At 51.7% G+C, this 25,109-nt stretch carries 23 protein-coding genes; 14 read left to right on the forward strand and 9 right to left on the reverse strand.

What is annotated here, in order from left to right; genetic code table 11:
- The first annotated feature begins 14 nt into the window (after positions 1-14).
- Complete coding sequence (gene minD, locus AACS05_RS13230) at positions 15-827, forward strand: septum site-determining protein MinD (RefSeq protein WP_045443887.1); 813 nt, start codon at positions 15-17, stop codon at positions 825-827.
- A gap of 3 nt (positions 828-830) precedes the next feature.
- Entirely contained in the window at positions 831-1,097 is a 267-nt protein-coding gene (gene minE / locus AACS05_RS13235) for a cell division topological specificity factor MinE (RefSeq protein ID WP_003833739.1), read from the forward strand.
- 81 nt (positions 1,098-1,178) lie between these two features.
- On the opposite strand, the gene AACS05_RS13240 is transcribed toward minE, so the two are convergent.
- Entirely contained in the window at positions 1,179-2,096 is a 918-nt protein-coding gene (locus tag AACS05_RS13240) for a LysR substrate-binding domain-containing protein (RefSeq protein WP_045443897.1), read from the reverse strand.
- 103 nt (positions 2,097-2,199) lie between these two features.
- Here AACS05_RS13240 and AACS05_RS13245 point away from each other — a divergent pair, with 103 nt between their 5' ends.
- The 5 genes from AACS05_RS13245 (at position 2,200) to AACS05_RS13265 (ending at position 8,807) form a co-directional block, all read left to right on the forward strand.
- Positions 2,200-3,282, forward strand: a complete 1,083-nt coding sequence (locus AACS05_RS13245; RefSeq protein ID WP_045443899.1) for a tartrate dehydrogenase — start codon at positions 2,200-2,202, stop codon at positions 3,280-3,282.
- Between the two features lie 259 nt (positions 3,283-3,541).
- Positions 3,542-5,143 carry a BCCT family transporter gene (locus tag AACS05_RS13250; RefSeq protein WP_045443903.1) on the forward strand — a complete coding sequence of 534 codons (1,602 nt, stop codon included), beginning with the start codon at positions 3,542-3,544 and terminating at the stop codon, positions 5,141-5,143.
- A 47-nt stretch (positions 5,144-5,190) separates the two neighbouring features.
- Positions 5,191-6,315, forward strand: a complete 1,125-nt coding sequence (gene yeaW / locus AACS05_RS13255; RefSeq protein ID WP_045443906.1) for a carnitine monooxygenase, oxygenase subunit YeaW — start codon at positions 5,191-5,193, stop codon at positions 6,313-6,315.
- An 18-nt stretch (positions 6,316-6,333) separates the two neighbouring features.
- The gene (locus AACS05_RS13260) at positions 6,334-7,782 is read left to right on the forward strand and encodes an NAD-dependent succinate-semialdehyde dehydrogenase (protein WP_045443909.1); all 1,449 of its coding nucleotides are present in this window, start codon (positions 6,334-6,336) and stop codon (positions 7,780-7,782) included.
- A gap of 59 nt (positions 7,783-7,841) precedes the next feature.
- Entirely contained in the window at positions 7,842-8,807 is a 966-nt protein-coding gene (locus AACS05_RS13265) for a PDR/VanB family oxidoreductase (protein WP_045443912.1), read from the forward strand.
- Between the two features lie 50 nt (positions 8,808-8,857).
- Here the strand turns inward: AACS05_RS13265 and rnd are convergent, their stop codons facing one another.
- The 5 genes from rnd to AACS05_RS13290 form a co-directional block, all read right to left on the reverse strand.
- A complete protein-coding gene (gene rnd, locus AACS05_RS13270; protein ID WP_045443915.1) occupies positions 8,858-9,973 on the reverse strand; it encodes a ribonuclease D in 1,116 nt (371 codons plus the stop codon).
- A gap of 84 nt (positions 9,974-10,057) precedes the next feature.
- A complete protein-coding gene (gene fadD / locus AACS05_RS13275; RefSeq protein WP_136345473.1) occupies positions 10,058-11,743 on the reverse strand; it encodes a long-chain-fatty-acid--CoA ligase FadD in 1,686 nt (561 codons plus the stop codon).
- A gap of 204 nt (positions 11,744-11,947) precedes the next feature.
- Positions 11,948-12,529: a Slp family lipoprotein gene (locus AACS05_RS13280; protein ID WP_045443922.1), complete on the reverse strand. Its 582-nt coding sequence runs from the start codon at positions 12,527-12,529 to the stop codon at positions 11,948-11,950.
- A gap of 94 nt (positions 12,530-12,623) precedes the next feature.
- Positions 12,624-13,319: a tRNA (adenosine(37)-N6)-threonylcarbamoyltransferase complex dimerization subunit type 1 TsaB gene (gene tsaB, locus AACS05_RS13285; RefSeq protein ID WP_045443925.1), complete on the reverse strand. Its 696-nt coding sequence runs from the start codon at positions 13,317-13,319 to the stop codon at positions 12,624-12,626.
- A gap of 58 nt (positions 13,320-13,377) precedes the next feature.
- Positions 13,378-15,288 (reverse strand): ATP-dependent DNA helicase, encoded by a 1,911-nt coding sequence (locus AACS05_RS13290; RefSeq protein WP_045443927.1) that lies wholly within the window; start codon positions 15,286-15,288, stop codon positions 13,378-13,380.
- 130 nt (positions 15,289-15,418) lie between these two features.
- Between AACS05_RS13290 and AACS05_RS13295 the strand changes: the two genes are divergently transcribed.
- Positions 15,419-15,763, forward strand: coding sequence for a RidA family protein (locus tag AACS05_RS13295; protein WP_045443929.1), 345 nt, complete (start codon positions 15,419-15,421; stop codon positions 15,761-15,763).
- Positions 15,764-15,769: 6 nt separating this feature from the next.
- On the opposite strand, the gene AACS05_RS13300 is transcribed toward AACS05_RS13295, so the two are convergent.
- Positions 15,770-15,955 (reverse strand): YoaH family protein, encoded by a 186-nt coding sequence (locus AACS05_RS13300; protein ID WP_045443940.1) that lies wholly within the window; start codon positions 15,953-15,955, stop codon positions 15,770-15,772.
- Positions 15,956-16,038: 83 nt separating this feature from the next.
- Between AACS05_RS13300 and pabB the strand changes: the two genes are divergently transcribed.
- From pabB to AACS05_RS13320, 4 genes are all read left to right on the forward strand, one after another.
- On the forward strand, positions 16,039-17,400 hold the full coding sequence (pabB, locus tag AACS05_RS13305; RefSeq protein WP_045443943.1) for an aminodeoxychorismate synthase component 1: 1,362 nt from the start codon (positions 16,039-16,041) through the stop codon (positions 17,398-17,400).
- 3 nt (positions 17,401-17,403) lie between these two features.
- The gene (locus AACS05_RS13310) at positions 17,404-17,982 is read left to right on the forward strand and encodes a CoA pyrophosphatase (protein ID WP_045443946.1); all 579 of its coding nucleotides are present in this window, start codon (positions 17,404-17,406) and stop codon (positions 17,980-17,982) included.
- Between the two features lie 183 nt (positions 17,983-18,165).
- Positions 18,166-19,530 carry an L-serine ammonia-lyase gene (gene sdaA / locus AACS05_RS13315; protein WP_045443949.1) on the forward strand — a complete coding sequence of 455 codons (1,365 nt, stop codon included), beginning with the start codon at positions 18,166-18,168 and terminating at the stop codon, positions 19,528-19,530.
- A gap of 130 nt (positions 19,531-19,660) precedes the next feature.
- On the forward strand, positions 19,661-21,259 hold the full coding sequence (locus AACS05_RS13320) for an EAL domain-containing protein (protein ID WP_045443961.1): 1,599 nt from the start codon (positions 19,661-19,663) through the stop codon (positions 21,257-21,259).
- Positions 21,260-21,265: 6 nt separating this feature from the next.
- Here the strand turns inward: AACS05_RS13320 and yoaE are convergent, their stop codons facing one another.
- The gene (yoaE, locus tag AACS05_RS13325) at positions 21,266-22,825 is read right to left on the reverse strand and encodes a CNNM family cation transport protein YoaE (RefSeq protein WP_045443964.1); all 1,560 of its coding nucleotides are present in this window, start codon (positions 22,823-22,825) and stop codon (positions 21,266-21,268) included.
- The gene (locus AACS05_RS24995) at positions 22,813-23,022 is read right to left on the reverse strand and encodes a protein YoaL (protein ID WP_071828967.1); all 210 of its coding nucleotides are present in this window, start codon (positions 23,020-23,022) and stop codon (positions 22,813-22,815) included. The genes yoaE and AACS05_RS24995 overlap by 13 nt, the downstream gene beginning before the upstream one ends.
- A gap of 262 nt (positions 23,023-23,284) precedes the next feature.
- Here AACS05_RS24995 and manX point away from each other — a divergent pair, with 262 nt between their 5' ends.
- Positions 23,285-24,250 (forward strand): PTS mannose transporter subunit IIAB, encoded by a 966-nt coding sequence (gene manX, locus AACS05_RS13330; protein ID WP_045443967.1) that lies wholly within the window; start codon positions 23,285-23,287, stop codon positions 24,248-24,250.
- Positions 24,251-24,308: 58 nt separating this feature from the next.
- Positions 24,309-25,109, forward strand: a complete 801-nt coding sequence (locus AACS05_RS13335) for a PTS mannose/fructose/sorbose transporter subunit IIC (RefSeq protein WP_045443971.1) — start codon at positions 24,309-24,311, stop codon at positions 25,107-25,109.

A 25,109-nucleotide genomic window follows, 5' to 3' on the forward strand; every position in this document is an offset into this window, starting at 1 on the left:
AACAAGGAATTTCTATGGCACGCATTATTGTTGTTACTTCGGGTAAAGGGGGCGTTGGCAAAACAACCTCCAGCGCGGCCATCGCTACAGGTTTGGCCCAGAAGGGAAAGAAAACTGTCGTTATTGATTTTGATATCGGCCTGCGTAATCTTGATTTGATTATGGGTTGTGAACGCCGCGTCGTTTACGACTTCGTCAACGTGATCCAGGGCGATGCGTCGTTAAATCAGGCGTTAATCAAAGATAAGCGTACCGAAAATCTCTTTATTCTTCCGGCCTCACAGACTCGCGATAAAGACGCGCTGACGCGCGAAGGCGTCGCAAAAGTTCTGGATGATCTGAAAACGATGGGCTTCGATTTCATCGTCTGCGACTCCCCGGCAGGTATTGAAACCGGCGCGTTGATGGCCCTGTATTTTGCTGATGAAGCTATCATCACCACCAACCCGGAAGTTTCATCCGTACGTGACTCTGACCGTATTCTGGGTATTCTGGCGTCGAAATCTCGTCGCGCTGAAAATGGTGAAGATCCGATTAAAGAGCACCTGTTACTTACGCGCTACAATCCGGGCCGCGTAAACAAAGGCGACATGCTCAGCATGGAAGATGTACTGGAGATTCTGCGAATCAAGCTGGTCGGCGTGATTCCTGAAGATCAGTCAGTCCTGCGCGCGTCTAACCAGGGTGAGCCGGTTATTCTCGACATCAATGCTGATGCCGGCAAAGCCTACGCAGATACCGTAGACCGTCTGTTGGGAGAAGAACGTCCTTTCCGCTTCATTGAAGAAGAGAAGAAAGGTTTCCTCAAACGCCTGTTCGGAGGATAAGTTATGGCATTACTGGATTTTTTTCTCTCGCGGAAAAAGAGCACAGCAAACATCGCTAAAGAGCGACTGCAGATTATTGTTGCGGAACGTCGTCGCAGTGACGCCGAGCCGCATTATTTACCGCAGTTGAGGAAAGATATTCTCGACGTTATCTGTAAGTATGTACAAATTGACCCCGAAATGGTCACCGTACAACTTGAACAAAAAGACGGCGATATTTCTATCCTCGAACTTAACGTGACATTACCTGAAGCAGAAGAGTCTAAATAACGTCTTTTGTAAAAGAGTATGGTCAGCAGCAAAAAGGCAGATTATTCTGCCTTTTTTATTTTTCCCCCAGCCAACTCGCATTTATTCCAGAGAAAACCTGGGGTAATTCTCCTCAAAATAGCGGCGCAAAAACTCAACCGTAATACGAATTTTGGCCGATGTCGCCAGGCGAGAAACATATACAGCCCAGATATTAGCTGGCTGATAATACTCTGGTAATATCTGAACCAGATGTCCGCTAGTAATGTTGTCGCATACATCCCACCACGAACGCAGCGCAATACCCTGCCCATCCAGACACCACTGATGAACAACCTCACCGTGATTAGATGATAATGGACCCGTCACTTTAATCGAGTGCTCACCTTCTTTATTACGCAATTGCCAGATGCCAAACGGATGATCACGTTCTTTAATTACCAGGCAGGGAAAGCTTGCCAGTTCATTCAGTTGCTTAGGCGCACCGTATTGCGTCACAAATTCTGGTGAAGCGCACAGGATGCGATAATTAGTCGCCAGCTTTCGTGCTATCAAATTAGGAGCAATATCATCACCAATACGAATATCAAGATCGACACCTTCATTAACCAGATCCACCAACCGATCCTCAACATCGAATCTTAGCTCCAGCTGCGGATACTGTTTCGCCAGTGCAGACAGTGCAGGCGCCACCACCTGGCGACCAAAGCCAAAGCTACTGATAATGCGCAACATACCCTGAGGGATCTGCCGGACATCAGACAACTCATCCATCATCTGATCCACATCCTGCAGGATCCGCTGTGCCCATTCGTAGATCCGCTCTCCCTCTTCCGTGATGGTCACTCGCCGCGTGGTGCGGTGTAACAACACGACATTCAGCGTCTGTTCAAGCAGCGCAACGCGCTTGCTGATAAACGCGGGAGAAACGCCCAACTCCTCAGCAACAGCGGCAAATCCTGCACGACGGGCAACCAGCATAAAGACGCGTAAATCATTTAGCAGCGGCAGATTATTCATGATCTGTGTTTTATGTTTCACCAGTTAGGGGGATTAACTCTTAATCAGTCAATTATAGGATAAGGGGAAAGTCAATTTTGATGGCGTACAAGTGAGAGCTGCTATGAAGAAAACCTGTCGTATTGCCGCTATTCCCGGAGATGGTATTGGTAAAGAAGTCCTGCCTGAAGGCATTAATGTGTTACAGGCGGCTGCGGAGCGTTGGGATTTGTCGCTCAGCTTTGAGCAAATGGAATGGGCCAGCTGCGAATACTATACGCATCACGGAAAAATGATGCCGGATGACTGGCATGAGCAGCTAAAATCATTCGATGCTATCTATTTTGGAGCTGTCGGTTGGCCAGATACCGTGCCGGATCACATCTCATTATGGGGATCATTACTCAAGTTTCGGCGCGAATTCGATCAGTACGTCAACCTGCGTCCGGTTCGCCTGTTCCCCGGCGTTCCCTGTCCACTGGCAGGAAAAAAACCAGGCGACATTGATTTTTATGTCGTGCGCGAGAATACCGAGGGGGAATACTCTTCACTGGGCGGGCGAGTAAACGCAGGAACCGAGCATGAAGTGGTCATTCAGGAATCCGTCTTCACCCGTCGTGGAGTCGACCGCATTTTGCGTTACGCGTTCGAACTGGCCCAGAGCCGTCCACGCAAAACGTTAACCTCTGCAACCAAATCAAACGGTCTTGCCATCAGTATGCCCTACTGGGATGAACGCGTTGAAGCCATGGCAGCTCAATATCCTGAGATTCGCTGGGATAAGCAGCATATCGATATTCTGTGCGCCCGTTTTGTTATGCAGCCTGAACGCTTTGACGTGGTGGTCGCCTCGAACCTGTTTGGCGATATCCTTTCCGATTTAGGCCCTGCTTGCACAGGGACAATTGGTATTGCCCCTTCTGCAAACTTAAACCCGGAACGCACCTTTCCATCGTTGTTCGAACCGGTACACGGTTCGGCACCAGATATCTACGGCAAGAATATCGCCAACCCGATTGCCACAATCTGGGCGGGAGCCATGATGCTGGATTTCCTCGGCAACGGTGATGCAAATTATCAGGCTGCTCACGATGGGATCGTGGCGGCGATTGAACAGGTCATTGCCAGTGGTCCTAAAACACCGGATATGAAAGGGACCGCCACCACATCACAGGTTGGCCAGGCCATCTGTCAGGCCCTTCGTTAAAGGTCAAACCACTTAATTTGAGCCGCGTCACTGACGCGGCTTTTTTATGCGTTCAATTGCTGAAATAACCTGCGCGAATTCACCTTTTATTATTTCCGTTCCGTGTTTTATTGCTTCACGCATCGGGCAATTGTTTAATTCATGTAAAGAACAAATAATTAAAATGTTAAATAACGAAGCGACACATTGTACCCCTACAGCATGATAACAACGACAGGCTAATGCCAAACGCGGGCAACTTATGCCCAGGAGATCACCCATGTTGAGCAACGTAAAGAAAAAAGATGTGCCACTCATAGCCATCAGCCTGGTGGCCATTCTTTTTATCGCAGCCACACTGAGTTTCTTCCCTCAGCAATCCGCACAAGCGGCAAACACCATTTTTAATGGTGTCACCCGCATGCTGGGTTCAGCAGTCCAGATACTGGTCCTCATGGCTATGGGACTGGTCATCTATCTTGCCACCAGCAAGTACGGCAACATTCGTCTGGGAGAAGGCAAAGCGGAATACAGCACTCTTTCCTGGCTGTTTATGTTTATCTGCGCCGGGTTAGGTTCTTCCACGCTCTACTGGGGCGTTGCAGAATGGGCCTATTATTACCAGACACCGGGCCTGAATATCGCCCCCCACTCGCAAAAAGCACTGGAATTCAGCCTGCCCTACTCTTTTTTCCATTGGGGGATCAGCGCGTGGGCAACCTATACGCTGGCCTCATTAACCATGGCTTATCACTTCCATGTGCGTAAAAACAAAGGGTTGAGCCTGTCCGGTATTATTGCTGCAATTACTGGCGTTCATCCGCAAGGCGTCTGGGGGCGCTTAGTCGACCTGATGTTCCTGATTGCCACCGTCGGCGCGTTAACCATCTCCCTGGTCGTCACCGCAGCCACCTTTACTCGTGGCTTATCGGCTCTCACTGGTCTGCCGGATAACTTTACGGTGCAGGCATTTGTGATCCTGTTTTCGGGGGGCATCTTCTGTCTCAGCTCCTGGATTGGCATCAATAACGGCTTACAACGTCTGAGCAAAATGGTTGGTTGGGGCGCGTTTTTGCTGCCGCTGCTGGTATTGATCGTCGGACCAACCGAGTTCATCACTAACAACATCATCAATGCCATCGGCCTGACAACACAAAACTTTTTGCAAATGAGCCTGTTTACCGACCCTCTCGGTAATGGTGAGTTTACCCGCAACTGGACGGTATTTTACTGGCTGTGGTGGATCTCCTATACCCCTGGCGTGGCGATGTTTGTTACCCGCGTTTCCCGTGGACGCAAAATTAAGGAAGTGATCTGGGCATTGATCCTTGGTAGCACCGTCGGTTGCTGGTTCTTCTTCGGGGTGATGGAAAGTTACTCTATCCATCAGTTTGTTAACGGTGTAATTGATGTTCCGCAAATAATGGCAACGCTTGGCGGCGAAACGGCCGTCCAGCAGGTACTGATGTCACTACCCGCCGGGAAACTGTTCCTGGTGGCCTATCTGGCTATCATGATTATTTTCCTCGCCTCACATATGGATGCTGTGGCCTATACCATGGCGGCCACCAGCACGCGCAATCTTCAGGAAGGTGAAGATCCCGAGCGCGGCTTACGCCTGTTCTGGTGCGTGGTCATTACCTTGATTCCATTATCGATTCTGTTTACCGGTGCTTCACTGGAAACCATGAAGACTACCGTGGTACTGACCGCACTCCCCTTCCTCGCCATTTTGCTGGTGAAGGTCGGCGGTTTTCTTCGCTGGGTTAAACAGGACTATGCCCATATTCCTGCTCACCAAATTGAAAGTCATCTTCCCGACGCACAGGGCGGCGAGCCAGTCACGCCACCCGCCGGGGCATTACTCAAAGGCGACAGTTGAGCGCCAGTACAAAAACATCCTCTTACTCACAAATTAAAGGTAATCCAATGAGCAATCTGAGCCCTGAGTTTATTCTGCCGCAAAATTTTTGTGCCAACCCGCAGGACGCATGGACCATCCCGGCACGGTTTTATACCGATCAACAGGCGTTTGAGCACGAGCAAGAGAACGTGTTTGCCAAAAGTTGGATTTGCGTAGCCCACAGCAGCGAACTGGCAAAACCAAATGACTATGTCACTCGTGAAGTGATTGGCGAAAATATCGTGCTGGTACGGGGTCGCGATAATGTGCTGCGCGCTTTCTACAACGTCTGCCCACATCGGGGTCATCAGTTGCTAAGCGGCGAAGGGAAAGCGAAGAATGTCATTACCTGTCCCTATCACGCCTGGGCTTTTAAGCTCGATGGCAACCTGGCACACGCCCGTAACTGTGAAAACGTGGCCAATTTCGATAGTGAGAAAGCCCATCTCACACCGGTACGTCTTGAAGAATATGCCGGATTCGTATTTATCAATATGGATCCGAATGCCGGCAGCGTTGAAGATCAACTCCCGGGACTGGCAGCGAAAGTTGTCGAAGCCTGCCCTGATGTACACGATCTGAAACTGGCTGCGCGCTTTACGACTCGCACACCTGCCAACTGGAAAAATATCGTTGATAACTATCTGGAGTGCTACCACTGCGGTCCGGCACACCCTGGTTTTTCCGACTCGGTACAGGTTGACCGCTACTGGCACACCATGCATGGCAACTGGACTCTGCAATACGGTTTTGCCAAACCATCAGAGCAGTCATTTAAGTTCGAAGAAGGCGTTGATGCCGCCTTCCACGGTTTCTGGTTGTGGCCATGCACCATGCTCAACGTCACGCCAATTAAAGGCATGATGACCGTTATCTATGAGTTCCCGGTGGATGCAGAAACCACACTGCAAAACTACGACATCTACTTCACCAATGAAGAACTCACCGAAGAGCAGAAAGAGCTGATTGAATGGTATCGCAATGTCTTCCGCCCTGAAGATTTACGTCTGGTCGAAAGCGTACAAAAAGGGCTGAAATCACGCGGCTATCGCGGTCAGGGACGCATTATGGCAGATACCAGCGGCAGCGGGATTTCTGAACACGGTATTGCCCATTTCCATAACCTGGTAGCCCAGGTGTTTCAGGATTAATCCTTGAAGGAGTTCGTCATGACCGTCTTTCAGACTTCACTTTTCCGCCAGCAGGCGTTTATCGCCGGGAACTGGTGCGACGCCGATGACAACAATACGTTATCGGTCAGCAATCCGGCGACAGGCGCTATTCTGGGGAAAATACCCAATATGGGAATGTCAGAGACTCAGCGGGCTATTGATGCCGCCTCTCAGGCGTTACCCAACTGGCGTGCAATGACCGCAGCCCAGCGTTCCACTCTGCTCAAAGCCTGGCATCACTTAATTCTCGACAACAAAACGGCGCTGGCGCAAATCATGACTGCCGAACAGGGAAAACCGCAGACAGAAGCGGAAGGCGAAATTGTCTATGCCGCTTCGTTTATTGAGTGGTTTGCCGAACAGGCAAAACGCACCAACGGTGAAATCATTCCCTCTCCTACAACGGACAAGCGGTTGATGGTGATCCGCCAGGGCGTCGGCGTCTGCGCCGCGATTACGCCGTGGAACTTCCCCGCCGCCATGATCACCCGCAAAGCCGGTCCGGCACTGGCTGCAGGCTGTACGATGGTGATAAAACCGGCCAACGAGACGCCGTTCACAGCACTGGCACTTGCCGAGCTCGCACGTCAGGCCGGCATTCCCTCAGGCGTCATCAACGTCGTAACAGGAAAATCACGCGAAATTGGCGCTCAGTTCACCGCTGATGATCGTATACGTAAGCTCTCGTTCACGGGTTCAACAGAAGTCGGACGCGTCCTGATGCGCCAGTGTTCTGACTCCATCAAAAAGGTGTCACTGGAGCTGGGGGGTAATGCGCCGTTTATTGTGTTTGATGACGCAGATATTGATAAAGCCGTCGAAGGGGCGTTGGTTGCCAAGTTTCGCAACGCCGGACAGACCTGTGTCTGTGTGAATCGTTTTTATATTCATCAGGCCATTGACGACACGTTTTGCGAGAAGTTTGTCGCCCGTGTCGCCGCGCTGAAGGTAGGCAATGGTGAGCAACCAGGCGTACAGACCGGACCACTGATCAACAGCGCCGCCGTAGACAAAGTACAATCACTTCTTGATGACGCCCTGACGCGTGGTGCCACGCTGTTAACCGGCGGCCAACGCCATGCGCTGGGCGGAAACTATTTTACCCCTACCGTCATCGGCAACGTGCAACCAGGCACGCAGCTGTTACAGGAAGAAATCTTCGGACCGGTCGCCGCGCTAGTGAAATTTGACGATGAACAGGACGTGATCCACCAGGCAAACGATACGATCTACGGTCTGGCATCTTACTTCTATAGTAATGACGCTGCGCGTATCTGGCGGGTTTCTGAGCAGCTTGAATACGGCATGGTGGGGATCAATACCGGGCTTATCTCTAATGAGGTTGCCCCGTTTGGCGGCGTCAAACAGTCCGGCCTTGGGCGTGAAGGCTCTGAACACGGTATCGAAGATTACCTGGAGATGAAATATCTCTGCCAGGGGCTGTGACACAGATTCCGGCGCGCAGGGTTAACCCGCGCCGGACAGATTTTTAAGGGAGTGCCGCGATGTCTGAATATCAAATGCATGAAGTGCGGGTCAGCCGGATTGAGACCATTACTCCACATGTAAAACGTTTCACCTTAGTTGCCTCTGCAGGCGGCTCGTTACCCGCGTTCAGTGGAGGCAGCCATATAATCGTGCAGATGCGCGATGGCGAAAATCTCTACAGCAATGCCTATTCGCTGATGAGTTCACCGCTTGATACCACCGCTTATCAAATAGCTGTACGACTGGAGGATGAGTCCAAAGGCGGCTCACGTTTCTTACACCAGAACGTGAACGCTGGCGACACGCTGACGATATCCACACCAAATAATCTCTTTGCCCTCGAACCTCAGGCACGAAAACATATACTGATTGCAGGAGGCATTGGCATAACCCCCTTTTTATCGCAGATCCCGGAGCTGGAACAATCACACGCTGAGTGGCAACTGCATTACTGCTCCCACAGCCCGGAAAGCTGCGCATTTCATCATGAACTCACTCAGCACATCAACGCCGAGCGCATTCATCTGCACCTTTCTACCGAAGGCACCCGCCTTGACCTGCCGCGTCTGCTGGCCGATGTAGAACCCGGCACGCATATTTACACCTGCGGCCCTGCTGTACTTAACGATGCCGTAAAAAGCGAAGCCGCCCGCCACGATCTGGACAACGATACGCTACATTTCGAACAATTTGCCGTGGAAGATAAGAGCGGTAATGCGTTCACCCTTGTGCTGGCACGTTCTGGACGTGAATTTGTCGTGCCGGAAGAGATGACTATTTTACAGGTTATCGAAAATAACAAAGCGGCCAGGGTGGAATGTCTATGTCGCGAAGGCGTGTGCGGTACCTGTGAAACAACAATTATTGAAGGGGAAGCGGATCATCGCGATCAGTATTTCAGCGACGATGAGAAGGCCAGCCAGCAAAGTATGCTCATCTGTTGCTCGCGCGCCAAAGGCAAACGTCTGGTCCTTGATTTGTAATCACGTCAGGCCGGGTAAGCGATAGCGCTACCCGGCTTAGTCTGGTCAACTTACTGCGGATATTCCAGCAACAGTGCGTTAAGACGCTCGGCCATCAGTTCACCACGCCAACCGGAAATCAGTTCCGGCAGGGAAGCCTGCGGCTTTAGTTTCCAGTGCCAGTTGAGGAGCTGATTAATCTGACGGCGCGAAGCCAGTAACTCAACGCTGAGATTATGTTCCGCACTCACCTCTGCAACCAGTGCCTTAATGGCCTTGAATGCCTTGCGATATCCCGGCATATCCATCAGGTTCAGCAACGGTTCCGGCAATGATTCTTCCGGCAGAGCCTGAGCCTTCTCCACCAGTGAAATCAGCGTCTTGCCGTGAAAACGAATCTCGCTACCGGAAAGACCCAGACTGTCCAGTTCACCCAGACTACCTGGCATATAGCGAGCGACAGACCACAGGTGTTCTTCACGTACCACAAAGTTCACCGCCAGATCGCGCTCACGCGCCTTACGTAATCGCCAGTCAGCCAGCAGTTGCAGGCAGGCAAGCTGGCGGGTTCGTAGTTGCCAGGCATTGGTTATCTCGCGCCACGCATCTTCAGGCGCCAGAATTTCCTGACGACGCTGCTGCATCAAACGGCACTCATCCAGCGCGGCGGGCAGCCAGCCAGAGGCATCAGTCTCTGTCATCAGCTTTTGGGTGATCGGTAATAAATACCAGACATCCGCTGCCGCATACTCACACTGACGCTCAGTTAACGGACGCGCCAGCCAGTCAGTGCGGGATTCGCTTTTATCCAGCGCCACCCCCGTATACTCTTCCACCATCGCGGCAAATCCCCACGATAATGGACGTCCGCAGAACGCAGCCAGAATTTGTGTATCAATCAGCGGCTGTGGAAGTTCGCCAAAGGCGTTGAGAAACACTTCCAGGTCTTCACTTCCTGCATGCAGGAATTTGGTAATGGCAGTGTCCTGCAAAATGGTCTTCAGCGGTGACCAGTCGGTGATCCCAAGCGGATCAATCAGAGCAACGTGTTTGCCATCAAACAACTGGATCAGACCCAGTTGCGGGTAATAGGTACGTGTGCGAACAAATTCAGTATCCAGGGCAATAGCCGGAAACTCACGAACGGCTTCGCACAGCGTGGCCAACGCGTCGTTCGTGGTGATCATTTGGTAATTCAAATCGTGCTCTCTCAGGTTTGCACCAAAAAAAACGCCGGTTTAACCGGCGCTTTCTGATGGCTGTCTTAACGCTTAGCTTTTATTGTCCACTTTGCCACGTGCTTCGTCACGTAATTCTCGTCGCAAAATTTTGCCAACGTTTGATTTTGGCAGCTCATCACGGAATTCCACCAGCTTCGGCACTTTATAGCCCGTCAGCTGACGTCGACAAAAGGTAATCAAGGCCTCATCGGTTAACGAGGCGTCTTTCTTCACCACAAAAATTTTCACAGCCTCACCGCTGCTGCCCGACGGCACACCAACTGCGGCCACTTCCTGGACACCTGGGTGTTGCATCACCACATCTTCAATCTCGTTCGGATAGACGTTGAAACCTGAAACCAGGATCATATCTTTTTTGCGATCGACAATCCGCAGGAAACCTTCATCATCCATCACCGCAATATCACCGGTGTGCAACCAACCGTCTTTGACAATTTCATCTGTTGCATCTGGTCGCTGCCAGTACCCCAGCATTACCTGCGGACCTTTAACGCACAGCTCGCCAGGTTCCCCTGGTGGCACTTCGTTATCGTCGTCATCCACCAGTTTAACGTCAGTGGAAGGAACCGGCAGGCCGATACTGCCACTGTGATAATCGATATCGTGAGGGTTGACACTCACCAGCGGCGCACACTCGGTCAGGCCGTAACCTTCCAGCAGATACTGTCCGGTCAGCTTCACCCAGCGTTCTGCTACCGCCTGCTGTACCGGCATACCACCACCCGCGGAGAGATGCAGTGATGAAAAGTCCAGTTGCTGAAATTCTTTGTTATTCAACAAAGCGTTAAACAGCGTATTGACGCCGGTCATCGCGGTAAACGGGTATTTTGCCAGCTCTTTCACCAGACCCGGAATATCTCGCGGGTTAGTGATCAACAGGTTTTGACCACCCAGTTCAATAAACAACAGGCAGTTCATGGTCAACGCGAAGATGTGATACAACGGCAGCGCAGTCACCACCAGCTCTTTACCCGGATGCAGCAATGGACCGTAGGTAGCATTGACCTGTTCCAGGTTAGCCAGCATATTGCGGTGCGTTAGCATTGCGCCTTTCGCCACGCCAGTGGTGCCACCGGTATACTGCAGGAAAGCCAGATCTTCAGAAACCACTTCAGGCTTCACATACTGCATGCGATAGCCGTTTTGTAACGCGCTGCGAAACGAGATGGCATCAGGCAGGTGATATTTCGGCACCAGACGCTTGATGTACTTGACGACAAAGTTAACCAGCGTCCCTTTAGCGGTAGAAAGCTGATCGCCCATACGTGTCAGGATCACATGTTGAACCGACGTTTTATCGACCACTTTCTCCAGCGTATGAGCAAAGTTGGAGACAATCACGATCGCCGCCGCACCGCTGTCATTAAGCTGATGCTCCAGTTCCCGCGGCGTATACAACGGGTTAACGTTCACGACGATCATTCCGGCACGCAGGATGCCGAACAATGCCACAGGATACTGCAGCAGGTTAGGCATCATTAGCGCGACACGATCGCCCTTTTTCAGCCCAAGCCCCTGTTGCAAGTAGGCCGCAAATGCCCGACTACGCTCCTCCAGTTTGCGGAAGGTCATCACCTCCCCCATATTTACAAACGCGGGCTGGTCAGCATAGCGCCTTACTGAGTGTTCAAAGAGCTCCACCAGGGATTGATAACGGTCAGGATTGATCTCCGCGGGAACGCCCTCGGGATAACGGTTAAGCCAAACCTTTTTCAATACATCACCTCTAAAATGCGTATTCGTCGTCATCACAACCCCAGACAATAAACAAACTGTTAACATAATATTAACTCAGCGTACCAGTTTGTTTATTACACAACGACAAGGTTGCGAAGCGCGTCACTATTTATTTTTTTTATATCCACGTTAATGCAGAAACAGCGGACGAGCCGCTGTTTCTTTTACCAATAAAACAAAGAGTTACTCTGTTACTATCGTCTGAACCTGTGCGGGACCGGGATTGTACCATCCCCAACCGCCATAGCCGTATGGCCAGCCACGCGCACCATAGAACCAGGGGTCAATCGGTTGCGGTGGCATCACGATCTGCTGAGTAATATGCCAGCGTTTATAACCTGTTACCTGCATCAGCATAAACTTATATGGCGTACTACCGATTTTACCGTCTACCGTGCCGCTAATCGGTCCCACGACGGTAACCAGTTGTCCACGAAAATCAACCGGATCGAGGAAGCCGTTTACATCAGCATAAATCCTTCCGCGTGAGGCTTCTCCCAGTATTGGTCGCGCGCCACTGTCGAGCGGAACGGTAGCAATTTCCAGACGGGATTTCCCCTGCTGATTCTGAATGTCCACCACTTTACCGCCGAAACGCGCTTCCTGTCCGACGTACAACTGCGGTGCATTCATCACCCGCACCAGATCCTGCTGCGGTGTAGGGCTTGAACCTTTAATCGCATCCGGAATGGTGACGCAACCGCTTAGCATTAATGCTAATACACCAGCCAGTACACCTTTCATTACCTGTTTTTGAACCGCCATGTGCGACTCCCTTTTCTCAGCGCCTGCCCTGTCTCTGTCAAACTGCCGCGTATGAACTGCAATTCAAATTAATCAGGGTATTTACTACTAAGATTCATTCTTTCCCGGGAAGTTTCTTCCACGCTACGGTGTTACGTAAATAAACCGGTTCAGCATGTTCCACCGCAACCGTCTTTCCTGCTGCCAGCATTTGAGTGGCGACAGGCAACATGTCTTCAGCAGCCGGAAGCAAAACGCCGCCATCAATCAGCATCAGACCACTGTCTTTGCCGAGTTCAGGCCATGCCGACCAGCCTGTGCCAACCGTCGCCCAATCGCCGGAAAGTTGCAGCAAACGCTCATGAACTTGTTCTGGTGTTAATACCGCTTCCGTCTCTTCGCCGTTCCAGACGCCGTCTTCATCACGCTGGTATTCGGCCCAGTAAACTTCACCCATACGTGCGTCAATCGCCGCCAGCACGCGCATTGCCCCAGTTTTACGCCAGGCTCCCTGCGCCATTGTTGCCAGAGTTGAAACGCCGATCATGGGTAATTCCGCACCTAATGCCAGCCCCTGAGCAATACCGATACCAATACGTACACCGGTAAAACTTCCGGGACCGCGACCAAACGCTAGCGCGTCGATCTCCGTTAAGGTAGTACCGTCATCAGCCAGGATGTCCTGAACCATCGGCAGGATTCGTTGGGTATGTTCTCGTGGGCAAAGCTCGAAATGAGCCTTGATATTACCGTCATTCCACAGGGCAACAGAGCACGCTTCTGTGGCGGTATCGATAGCCAGAATTCGCATGGGTCTTCGTGATCAGATCAATAAATTTGGCGCGCATCTTACCATACTCCGTAACAAATTACTCAGCCGTTGGTATAGCAAGAAATCGAACAGCGCGGGCAATGTCACGCGTACGCGGTGCCGGCGGCAGACTCGCCAGGAAGGTGGCGCCATAGGGTCGCATCACCAGCCGGTTGTCACAAATCACCAGCACACCGCGATCGTCAGCATCACGTATCAAACGCCCCACCCCCTGTTTCAGGGTGATAACCGCATCCGGGAGCTGGACTTCGTCAAAAGGATCGCCGCCGCGCAGGCGGCAATCTTCCATTCGCGCTTTCAACAATGGATCGTCCGGTGAGGTAAACGGCAGCTTGTCGATAATAACCAGCGAAAGCGTATCACCACGCACGTCCACCCCTTCCCAGAAACTACTGGTAGCCACCAGTAAAGCATTCCCCGCGCTAACAAACTGTTGCAGCAGTTGCCCTTTGCTGGTCTCTCCCTGCAACAACACGGGAAGCGTCATGGTGGCGCGAAACTGTTCCGCCAGGTCGCGCATCATCGCGTGCGAGGTACACAGCATAAAACAACGACCGTTGTTCGCCTCGATGATTGGCCGCAACATAGATGCCAACTGGCGCGCCGCCCCTGGCTGATTGGTTTGCGGTAGATTACGTGGTACGCACAGCAGCGCCTGACGCGTGTAATCAAAGGGGCTAGGCAGCAGCATCGACTCTGCCTGTTCAATACCCAGCCGCGCCGTAAAGTGGTGGAGATCATCGTTTACCGACAACGTCGCTGAGGTGAAAATCCAGCAGCCCGGTTTTTGTTCCATCACTTCTTTGAATTTATCCGCCACCGTGAGTGGCGTCAGCGCCAGGGTGAAATGGCGCGAGGTGCATTCATACCAGTAGCTGAACCCTGGCTGGTTAATCTCTTTTAGCCGTTTCAAACGGGTGCGATACAACGTGGCTCGCTCAAACGCCGCATCCAGCAGTGCCGAACGTCCCAGAGAAAGTTTTGCCACGTCGTAACACAGCTCCAGGGTATCATCGAGCAGTAAAAATGCTCTCTGCACACGCTGATCCGCCAGCAGCTCCCGCAGGTTGCCGCGATAGCCCGGCTCACCCAGTTGCAGGCGAAAATCCTGTGCGCTTTGAGCAAGACGGTCAGCACACTTTTGTAGCTGTTGAGTATCTTTCAGCTCGGTGCGATACGCGATGGTAATGTCCTTTGCCAGGTCGAGAAGTTGGCGGCTGGAGAGTGACTGACCAAAATACTGGCTGGCGATATCCGGTAGCTGATGGGCTTCATCGAAGATCATCACGTCAGCCTCAGGGATCAGTTCACCGAACCCACTCTCTTTCACCACCATATCGGCAAGAAACAGATGGTGGTTTACCACTATAACGTCTGCGTCCATCGCTTTTTTACGCGCTTTGACAACAAAGCACTCTTTATACAGCGGGCAGTCGCTGCCCAAACAGTTGTCGTTGGTGCTGGTCACCAGCGGCCAGGCCTGTGAATCTTCGGCCACACTGACACAGGTGCTGATGTCTCCATCGAGGGTTTGATTTGACCACGATCGTAACAGAATAACGTCGCTTAATATCTGGACCGGCAGGTCACCGCCCGCCAGTGCCTGTTGTTCAAGTCGCTCCAGGCAAAGGTAGTTGGAGCGCCCTTTCAATAGCGCCAGTTTGCCGGTGAATTTCAACGCTTTTGCCACAGTAGGCAGATCGCGGCTGTAAAGCTGATCCTGCAGTGCTTTCGATCCGGTAGAGATGATGACTTTCTTTCCAGCGCGCAGCGCGGGGGCAAGATAGGCGTAGGTTTTCCCTGTTCCGGTCCCGGCCTCTACGACAAGCGGCTGTGATTTTTCAATGGCATGCGCGACGGCCAGGGCCATCTGTCGTTGTGGTTCACGTGGTTTAAAACCCGGTATCGCTTTAGCCAACTGACCGTCTGCTGCAAAATCGTCCGTCACACTACCCCCTGTTCATTTGAACAGGGATTATGTCAGGCCATCGGGTCTTTCGCCAGTTGAAGAGGTGACGTCAGACTGACATTATGGCAGTCTTGCGGCGTAAAAATGGAAATTTAACGAGGAAAAATGTATGACTATCGTGCGTATTGATGCCGAGGATCGTTGGTCTGACGTGGTGATTCACAACAACACGTTGTATTACACCGGTGTGCCGGAAAATCTGGATGCAGACGCATTCGAACAAACGGCAAACACGCTGGCGCAAATTGATGCTGTGCTGGAAAAACAGGGCAGCAACAAGTCACGTATTCTTGATGCTACCCTGTTTCTGGCTGACAAGAACGATTTTGCCGCTATGAATAAGGCCTGGGATGCCTGGGTTGTTGCCGGTCACGCCCCGGTACGCTGCACCGTACAAGCCGGGTTAATGAACCCAAAATACAAAGTTGAGATAAAGATTATCGCTGCGGTGTAACCGACGTTACTCGTCTTCGTCTTCATCTTCAAAACGCGCCACGATCCGTTCGCCGGTATGGCTGGCGCGTAATTCAGCAGCCACTTTCGTAATCGCCTCGCCACTGCTCATCCCCTGGGATATCAGTTCATGAATGCGTTCAACCGCCTGTTGCTGCTGATCGTGCGTGAGTGAAGGTAAACCTGCAATCATGGTGAACTCCTGCTAAATTATTAGCGCTAATTATTTCATGCTACCCGGCACATAGCCAGTGAAGTAGCAACGAGTCAGGACTGATGAAGACGTTATCTCCCGCTGTAATCACACTACCCTGGCGTCTGGACGCCGCTGAGCACTATTTTGCCACATTAAGCCACCAGCCCTGGGCAATGCTTTTGCATTCAGGCCATGCCGACCATCCGCATAGTCGCTTTGATATTCTGGTCGCCGACCCCATCACAACGCTGGTCACACGTGCTGAAGAGACCGTTGTGCATGACCGGCACGGTACTATGCAAACGGTTGATGATCCGATGACGGTCTTACACTCGGCGCTGACATCGCTGGCTATTCAGCCCGATTATAATCCCGATCTTCCGTTTCAGGGAGGCGCGCTGGGTCTGTTTGGCTATGATTTAGGCCGCCGTTTTGAATCTCTGCCAACGGAAGCCGAACAGGATATCACGCTACCGGACATGGCGGTTGGCATTTACGATTGGGCGCTGATTGTCGATCATCAGTTGCAAAAGGTGTCACTACTTAGCCACTCCGATGTGCAGGCACGACGCCGTTGGCTGGAAAATCAACAGATATCCGTGCGCGAACCGTTTTCGTTAACATCCTCGTGGCGGTCCAATATGACCCGTGCGCAGTACGGTGAAAAATTCCGTCAGGTGCAGCGTTATCTGCACAGCGGCGATTGCTATCAGGTCAATCTTGCCCAGCGCTTTCAGGCGCATTATCAGGGCGATGAGTGGCTGGCGTTTGTACGTCTAAACCATGCGAACCGCGCCCCGTTCAGTGCATTTTTACGTTTTGAGGAAGGGGCGATTCTCAGCCTTTCGCCTGAACGTTTTATTCAGTTAGAAAACCAGCACATCCAGACGCGTCCCATTAAAGGCACATTACCCAGACTGGACTCCCCTGATGCCGATCGCCTGCAGGCTCAAACACTGGCGAACTCTCCAAAGGATCGGGCGGAAAATCTGATGATCGTCGACTTGATGCGCAACGATATAGGCCGCGTTGCCGTGCCAGGCTCGGTAAACGTACCAGAACTCTTTGTGGTTGAGCCGTTCCCAGCCGTGCATCATCTGGTCAGTACCATCACCGCGCATTTGCCAGAGACGTTGCATGCAACAGATTTGCTACGCGCAGCCTTCCCAGGAGGGTCAATTACCGGCGCGCCGAAAGTTCGGGCAATGGAAATTATTGATGAACTGGAGCCACAAAGACGTAACGCCTGGTGCGGCAGTATTGGTTATCTGAGTTTTTGCGGCAATATGGATACCAGTATCACCATCCGTACTCTGACAGCTGTAGACGGACAGATCTACTGCTCTGCGGGCGGCGGCATTGTTGCAGACAGTCAGGAAGACGCGGAATATCAGGAAACGTTTGATAAAGTGAATCGTATTTTGCACCAACTGGAGAACTAAACAGTGGAATACAGCAACCTGACGCTTGATGATTTTTTATCGCGCTTCCAGCTTTTGCGTCCGCAAATAAACCGGGAAGCGTTAAACCAGCGCCAGGCAGCTGTACTTATTCCTGTAGTCCGGCGCGCGCAACCAGGACTCCTGTTGACCCAACGTTCCGTTCATCTACGCAAGCACGCCGGACAGGTCGCTTTTCCCGGCGGTGCCGTGGACAGCAGCGATGCTTCACTGATTGCCGCCGCGTTGCGCGAAGCACAGGAAGAAGTCGCGATTCCGCCCGAATCAGTGGAAGTGATCGGCGTTTTGCCTCCGGTCGACAGCGTAACGGGCTTCCAGGTCACTCCGGTAGTGGGGATAATTCCACCTAATTTGCCCTATCGGGCCAGCGAAGATGAAGTTTCCGCCGTTTTTGAAATGCCGTTGGCACAGGCCCTGCATTTGGGACGCTACCATCCACTGGATGTTTATCGTCGTGGCGATTCTCATCGGGTCTGGCTCTCCTGGTATGAGCATTATTTCGTCTGGGGAATGACCGCTGGGATAATTCGTGAGCTGGCGCTGCAAATTGGCGTGAAACCCTGACTATACTTATCTTTACGCGCAGAAGACACAACCTGAAACTCCCGTCACAACATTAGTAAAATCGCGGTTATCTATTAGTTTAATTCATGTGAATAGTTAAGCCGATCGCCGCGTTCCCTCTTACACTATGCGCAGTTATAACATCGTTACTGGAAAGCCCAGTCGCCCTGTAGGAGTATTATCGTGATTAGTCTATTCGACATGTTTAAGGTGGGGATTGGTCCCTCATCTTCCCATACCGTAGGGCCTATGAAGGCAGGTAAACAGTTCGTCGATGACCTGGTCGAAAAAGGATTACTGGACAGCATTACTCGTGTTGCCGTCGACGTGTATGGTTCACTGTCGCTCACGGGTAAAGGTCACCACACCGATATCGCCATTATTATGGGTCTGGCAGGTAATGAACCTGCGACCGTAGACATTGACAGCATTCCCGGATTTATCCGCGACGTAGAAGCGCGTGGTCGCCTGCTGCTTGCGCAAGGCCAGCACGAAGTTGATTTCCCGCAGAATGACGGAATGCGTTTTCACAACGGTAACCTGCCGTTGCATGAAAACGGTATGCAGATCCATGCGTACAACGGCGAAACCGTCGTTTACAGCAAAACATACTATTCGATCGGCGGTGGATTCATCGTTGATGAAGAACATTTTGGCCAGGATGCAGCGAATGAGGTCAGCGTGCCTTATCCGTTCAAGTCCGCAACCGAAATGCTGGAGTACTGTAACAGCACTGGCTTGTCGCTCTCTGGCATGGTGATGCAGAACGAACTTGCGCTGCACAGCAAGAAAGAGATTGAAGAGTACTTTGGCAACGTCTGGCAAACCATGCAGGCCTGTATTGACCGTGGGATGAATACCGAAGGGATTCTGCCGGGTCCGTTGCGCGTTCCTCGCCGAGCTTCTGCCCTGCGCCGTATGCTGGTCTCCAGCGATAAACTCTCCAGCGATCCGATGAATGTGATCGACTGGGTGAACATGTTTGCGCTGGCCGTTAACGAAGAGAACGCCGCCGGTGGCCGCGTGGTGACTGCACCAACCAACGGTGCCTGCGGCATCGTGCCTGCGGTACTGGCTTATTATGACCATTTCATTGAGTCCGTCAGCCCGGATATTTATACCCGCTATTTCCTGGCGGCCGGTGCAATTGGCGCATTATACAAAATGAACGCCTCTATCTCTGGCGCGGAAGTGGGCTGTCAGGGCGAGGTTGGCGTGGCATGCTCGATGGCTGCGGCAGGTCTGGCGGAACTGCTGGGTGCAAGTCCTGAGCAGGTTTGTGTTGCTGCCGAAATCGGTATGGAGCACAACCTGGGGCTGACCTGTGATCCGGTTGCCGGACAGGTTCAGGTGCCTTGTATTGAACGTAACGCGATTGCCTCCGTTAAGGCTATCAACGCTGCACGAATGGCAATGCGTCGTACCAGCGCCCCGCGCGTCTCGCTGGATAAAGTCATTGAAACAATGTACGAAACCGGCAAGGACATGAACGCCAAATACCGTGAAACATCACGCGGTGGCCTGGCGATTAAAGTCCAGTGTGACTAATACTTATTTTTCGCCCATCTGCGACGGATGGGCGAATTTACTTCCTCATCCTCGTCTAGCGTAATTTTCCCCACTACACTTGCTCTGTTGCTGTTGGCTAATGTGACCAACGGCTTATCGGGCGGCCCGCATGCAAACAGCACAACGGATCATCAAAACTTATCGTCGTAACCGCTTAATCGTCTGCACAATTTGTGCACTGCTGACGCTCATACTCACATTGTCTGCCCGATTTATTTCGGAGCGTAATTTAAATCACCATTACACTGTCACTTTTGCCAATCATGCCGTAGAAGCGCTGGATAACGTGCTCCTTCCCCTACAGGCCGGACGCGATGTGCTACTGCCGTTGATAGGTTTGCCCTGTTCCGTGGCGCGTTTACCCCTGAGCAAACATGCCGCCAGACTACAGACAGTGCGCTCTATAAGCCTGATCCAGCGCGGCATTCTCTATTGCTCAAGCATTTTTGGTTATCGCAATACCCCAATTCGCCAGCTACAACCTGAGTTGCCCAGCCGGGAGCCGCAGCTTCTGTTGTCTACCGACCATTCGCTTATCAAAGGCAGCCCTATTCTTACGCAATGGTATCCGTCGTCTGTTGATGGTGAAGATGGCGTTCTGGAGATCGTCAATATTGATTTGTTATCAACGATGCTGCTTGAGCCTCAGCCGCCGCAGATAACCAAAGCAAGTCTGACTGTCGGCAACCGTCACCTGCTTTACGGTCAAGGTGTTGTAGATACGCTGCCTGCACTTGATGATGAAAAAAGTTACCAGTTGTCATCACAACATTTTCCTTTCGCAATCAGCGTTACAGGCCCTGGGGCCAGCGAGCTGGCGTTAAAAAATCTGCCTACTCAATTACCCTTAGCGGTGATGCTCAGCCTGTTAGTGGGCTACCTTGCATGGCTGGCTACGGCCAACAGAATGAGTTTTTCCTGGGAAATCAATCTGGCCCTCGCTGCACGCGAGTTTGAGTTATTTTGCCAGCCTCTGCTAAATGCCAGCACCCAACAGTGCACCGGTGTTGAAATCCTCTTGCGCTGGAATAACCCCCGTCAGGGCTGGATTTCGCCTGAAGTTTTCATTCCTATTGCTGAAGAGCACAACCTGATCGTACCGCTGACCCGCCATGTCATTGCAGAAACCATTCAGCAACGACACGTTTTCCCGATGAGCAGCCAGTTTCATATCGGTATCAACGTTGCCGCCAGCCATTTTCGCCATGGAACGCTGTTAAAAGATCTCAACCAATACTGGTTCAGCCAGCACCCTATTCAGCAGTTAGTCATTGAGTTGACTGAGCGTGATGCCTTGCTTGATGTGGATTATCGGGTAGTGCGCGAATTACATCGTATGGGGATTAAACTGGCCATTGACGATTTTGGTACCGGAAACAGCTCACTCTCCTGGCTGGAAAAGTTACGTCCGGATATTCTGAAGATTGATAAATCATTCACCTCCGCGATTGGCACTGACGCCGTGAACTCGACGGTTACCGACATCATCATCGCGCTGGGGAAAAAACTAAATATTGAACTGGTGGCTGAAGGGGTAGAAACGCAGGCGCAGGCACAACATTTGCGGCGTCATGGCGTGCATGTATTGCAGGGATTTCTCTATGCCCAGCCGATGCCGCTGCGTGATTTTCCTAAATGGTTGGCGGGCAGTGCACCACCAACCGCCCGGCATAAGGGCCATATCATGCCCCTTATGCCGTTTCGCTGAACCTAATTATACGTCTTCGTCGTGAGCCGATTGTTCTTTAACAATGCGAACTAAATCCACACGGTAATCGTTGGCTTCGACAATCGTAATGCTCAGCGGAGCGACCTCAATAACATCCCCGACACGCGGAATGTGGCCGTTAACCGCAATCACCAATCCAGCCACCGTGGCGATATCCTGGTCTTCATCCACCAGCGTATCAACGTCCAGCGCCTGCTGCAGAGCATGCAGATCGGTTCCACCTTTCACCAGCCAGCTACCCGCTTCGGCAACTATCTCGGGCGTTTCATCGGCATCCGGGAACTCACCGGCGATGGCTTCTAATACATCCAGCGGTGTCACCAGCCCCTGGACGACGCCGAACTCGTTAGTGACGATAACAAAGCTACCGCGGGCGCGACGCAATACACCTAACAAATTAATCGGATCCAGCGTTTCCGGTACAACGATAGCCGGAGAGGCTGAAGCAATTGCAGCCACGTCTACGCCATCCTCAAGCGCCACCAACAGCTCTTTTGCCCGAACGATACCGATAATTTCGTCAAGCTCACCACGACACACCGGGAACAGGCTGTGCGGAGAAGAGAGCAGCTGTTCTCGGATTTCCGCCACGCTCAGGTCAGCATCAACCCAACTGATTTCACCACGCGGCGTCATAATGCCACGTAATGAACGCGATGCCAGGGACAGAACGCCGTTGATCATGTAACGCTCTTCTTCAACGAACTCCCCTTCTGGTACAGGTACCGGCACCGGATTGTCAGATTCAAGCTGCGCACCGGTCTGACGCTTACCGCCCATCAGACGCAGAATGGCATCGGCCGTACGTGCACGCAGCGGCAATGTCGACTGGTGGCGAATAAAGTTACGGCGGGCAATCTGGTTAAACAGTTCGATAATGATCGAGAAGCCAATGGCCGCGTACAGATAACCTTTCGGAATGTGGAAGCCAAACCCTTCGGCGACCAGACTCAAACCGATCATCAGCAGGAAGCTCAGACACAGCACCACGACCGTTGGATGTTGATTCACAAATCGTGTCAGCGGCTTTGATGCCAGCAGCATTACCGCCATCGCTATCACGACAGCAGCCATCATAACCGGCAGATGGTTCACCATACCCACCGCGGTAATTACTGCGTCCAGGGAGAAGACCGCATCCAGGATAACAATCTGCGTCACTACGACCCAGAAGCTCGCATAGCCTTTTGACTGGCCGGTATCGTGTTCTCGGTTTTCCAGCCGTTCATGTAGCTCGGTAGTGGCCTTGAACAAGAGGAAGATACCCCCCAGCAGCATAATCAGGTCTCGCCCGGAGAACGCGTACTCCATCACCGTGAAAAGCGGTTTTGTCAGCGTCACCATCCAGGAAATAACGGACAGCAAGCCTAAACGCATAACCAGTGCCAGTGACAACCCGATCAGACGTGCTTTATCCCGCTGTTTAGGCGGCAGTTTATCAGCCAGAATCGCAATAAAGACCAGGTTATCAATACCCAGAACAATTTCGAGAACAACAAGCGTGAGCAAACCCACCCAAATCGAGGGGTCCATTAAGAATTCCATGACAAGCTCCTGCTTAAAGAATGACCAAACTGCGCCCTGAACATCTCAGGCGTTAAAGCAATATGCAGAAAAATTTTGTGGCAAAAAGTGCCAAACTGACAGGCGTGATACGGCCTAAAGGTGAAATGACGTCGGTGACGATCCATACGGTGGGCTACTACCCTATACTCCTGAGTTATTAAACATATGCTAAACATAACAGAGACAACCGTTTTTTAGCAAAGATTTACCTTCCTTTGCAATAAGTTGTTTCGGAGATATTTTACTCTTCGAAATTTCTTTTCATCGGAAGTTAATTTACGGATCTTCATCACACAAAATAATTTTTTCGATATCTAAAATAATTCACGAAATCATATGTTTTTCTTTGTAACCCTTATCTGAATCGATTCGATTGCGGACGACGATTCAAAATACATCTTCATGTTGATGTGTTAACGATAATAAAGGAGGTAGCAAGTGACCATTGCTATTGTAATAGGCACACATGGTTGGGCTGCAGAGCAGTTACTTAAAACAGCAGAAATGCTGTTAGGCGAGCAGGAAAATGTCGGCTGGATCGATTTCGTTCCAGGCGAAAATGCCGAAACGCTGATTGAAAAGTACAACGCTCAGTTGGCAAAACTCGACACCAGTAAAGGCGTGCTGTTTCTCGTTGACACATGGGGAGGCAGTCCGTTCAACGCTGCGAGCCGCATTGTCGTCGATAAAGAGCATTACGAAGTGATCGCCGGCGTGAACATTCCGATGTTGGTAGAAACGTTCATGGCGCGCGATGACAACCCAAGCTTCGACGAATTAGTCGCTCTGGCGGTTGAAACCGGTAGCGAAGGCGTGAAAGCGCTGAAAGCAAAACCGGTTGAAAAAGCCACGCCAGCCCCGGTTGTAGCACCAAAAGCTGCAACGCCCGCAAAACCAATGGGACCGAACGATTATATGCACATCGGCCTGGCGCGTATTGATGACCGTTTAATCCACGGTCAGGTGGCAACTCGCTGGACCAAAGAAACTAACGTAACCCGTATTATCGTCGTCAGTGATGAAGTCGCAGCAGATACCGTACGTAAAACGCTGCTAACTCAGGTTGCTCCCCCAGGTGTTACGGCGCACGTGGTTGATGTCGCAAAAATGATTCGCGTCTACAACAACCCAAAATACGCTGGCGAACGTGTGATGCTGCTGTTCACTAATCCGACCGACGTAGAACGTATCGTCGAAGGTGGCGTGAAAATTACCTCCGTGAACATTGGCGGCATGGCTTTCCGTCAGGGTAAAACTCAGGTAAATAACGCAATTTCCGTTGATGAAAAAGACATCGAAGCCTTCAAGAAACTCAACGCGCGCGGTATTGAGCTCGAAGCCCGTAAAGTTTCTACCGATCAGAAATTGAAAATGATGGATTTGATTGCCAAAGCGGCGAAATAACCACCTGGCATTTACTTAGTTTTCACACTTAAGTCTGTATAGCAATAGGAGAAGTACAATGGAGATTACCACTCTTCAGATTGTGCTGGTGTTCATCGTCGCATGTATCGCGGGTATGGAGTCGGTGCTCGATGAATTTCAGTTCCACCGTCCGCTGGTGGCCTGTACGCTGATTGGCGCCGTTCTCGGGGATATGAAAACCGGTATTATCATCGGTGGTACCCTGGAAATGATCGCCCTCGGCTGGATGAACATCGGTGCAGCTGTTGCGCCGGATGCCGCACTGGCCTCAATTATTTCTACTGTTCTGGTTATCGCGGGCCATCAAAGCATTGGTGCCGGTATCGCGCTGGCTATACCACTGGCAGCAGCAGGCCAGGTTCTGACCATCATTGTTCGTACCATCACCGTTGCATTCCAGCACGCCGCGGATAAGGCAGCCGAAAGTGGCAACCTGACGGCGCTATCCTGGCTGCATGTGTCCTCTCTGTTCCTGCAGGCAATGCGTATCGCTATCCCGGCGGTTATCGTGGCGATTTCTGTTGGGACCAGTGAAGTCCAGAGCATGCTGAATGCCATTCCTGAAGTGGTTACCGGTGGCCTGAACATTGCTGGTGGTATGATCGTCGTAGTCGGTTATGCAATGGTCATCAACATGATGCGTGCAGGCTATCTGATGCCATTCTTCTACCTCGGCTTCGTCACTGCGGCGTTTACTAACTTCAACCTGGTTGCTCTGGGTGTGATTGGCGCAGTTATGGCCATCCTCTACATTCAGCTGAGCCCGAAATATAACCGCGTAGCCGGTGCGCCAGCGCAGGCTGCTGGTAATAACGATCTTGATAACGAACTGGACTAG

The organism is Citrobacter sp. S-77 (assembly GCF_963864895.1).
GTDB lineage: Bacteria > Pseudomonadota > Gammaproteobacteria > Enterobacterales > Enterobacteriaceae > Citrobacter > Citrobacter murliniae.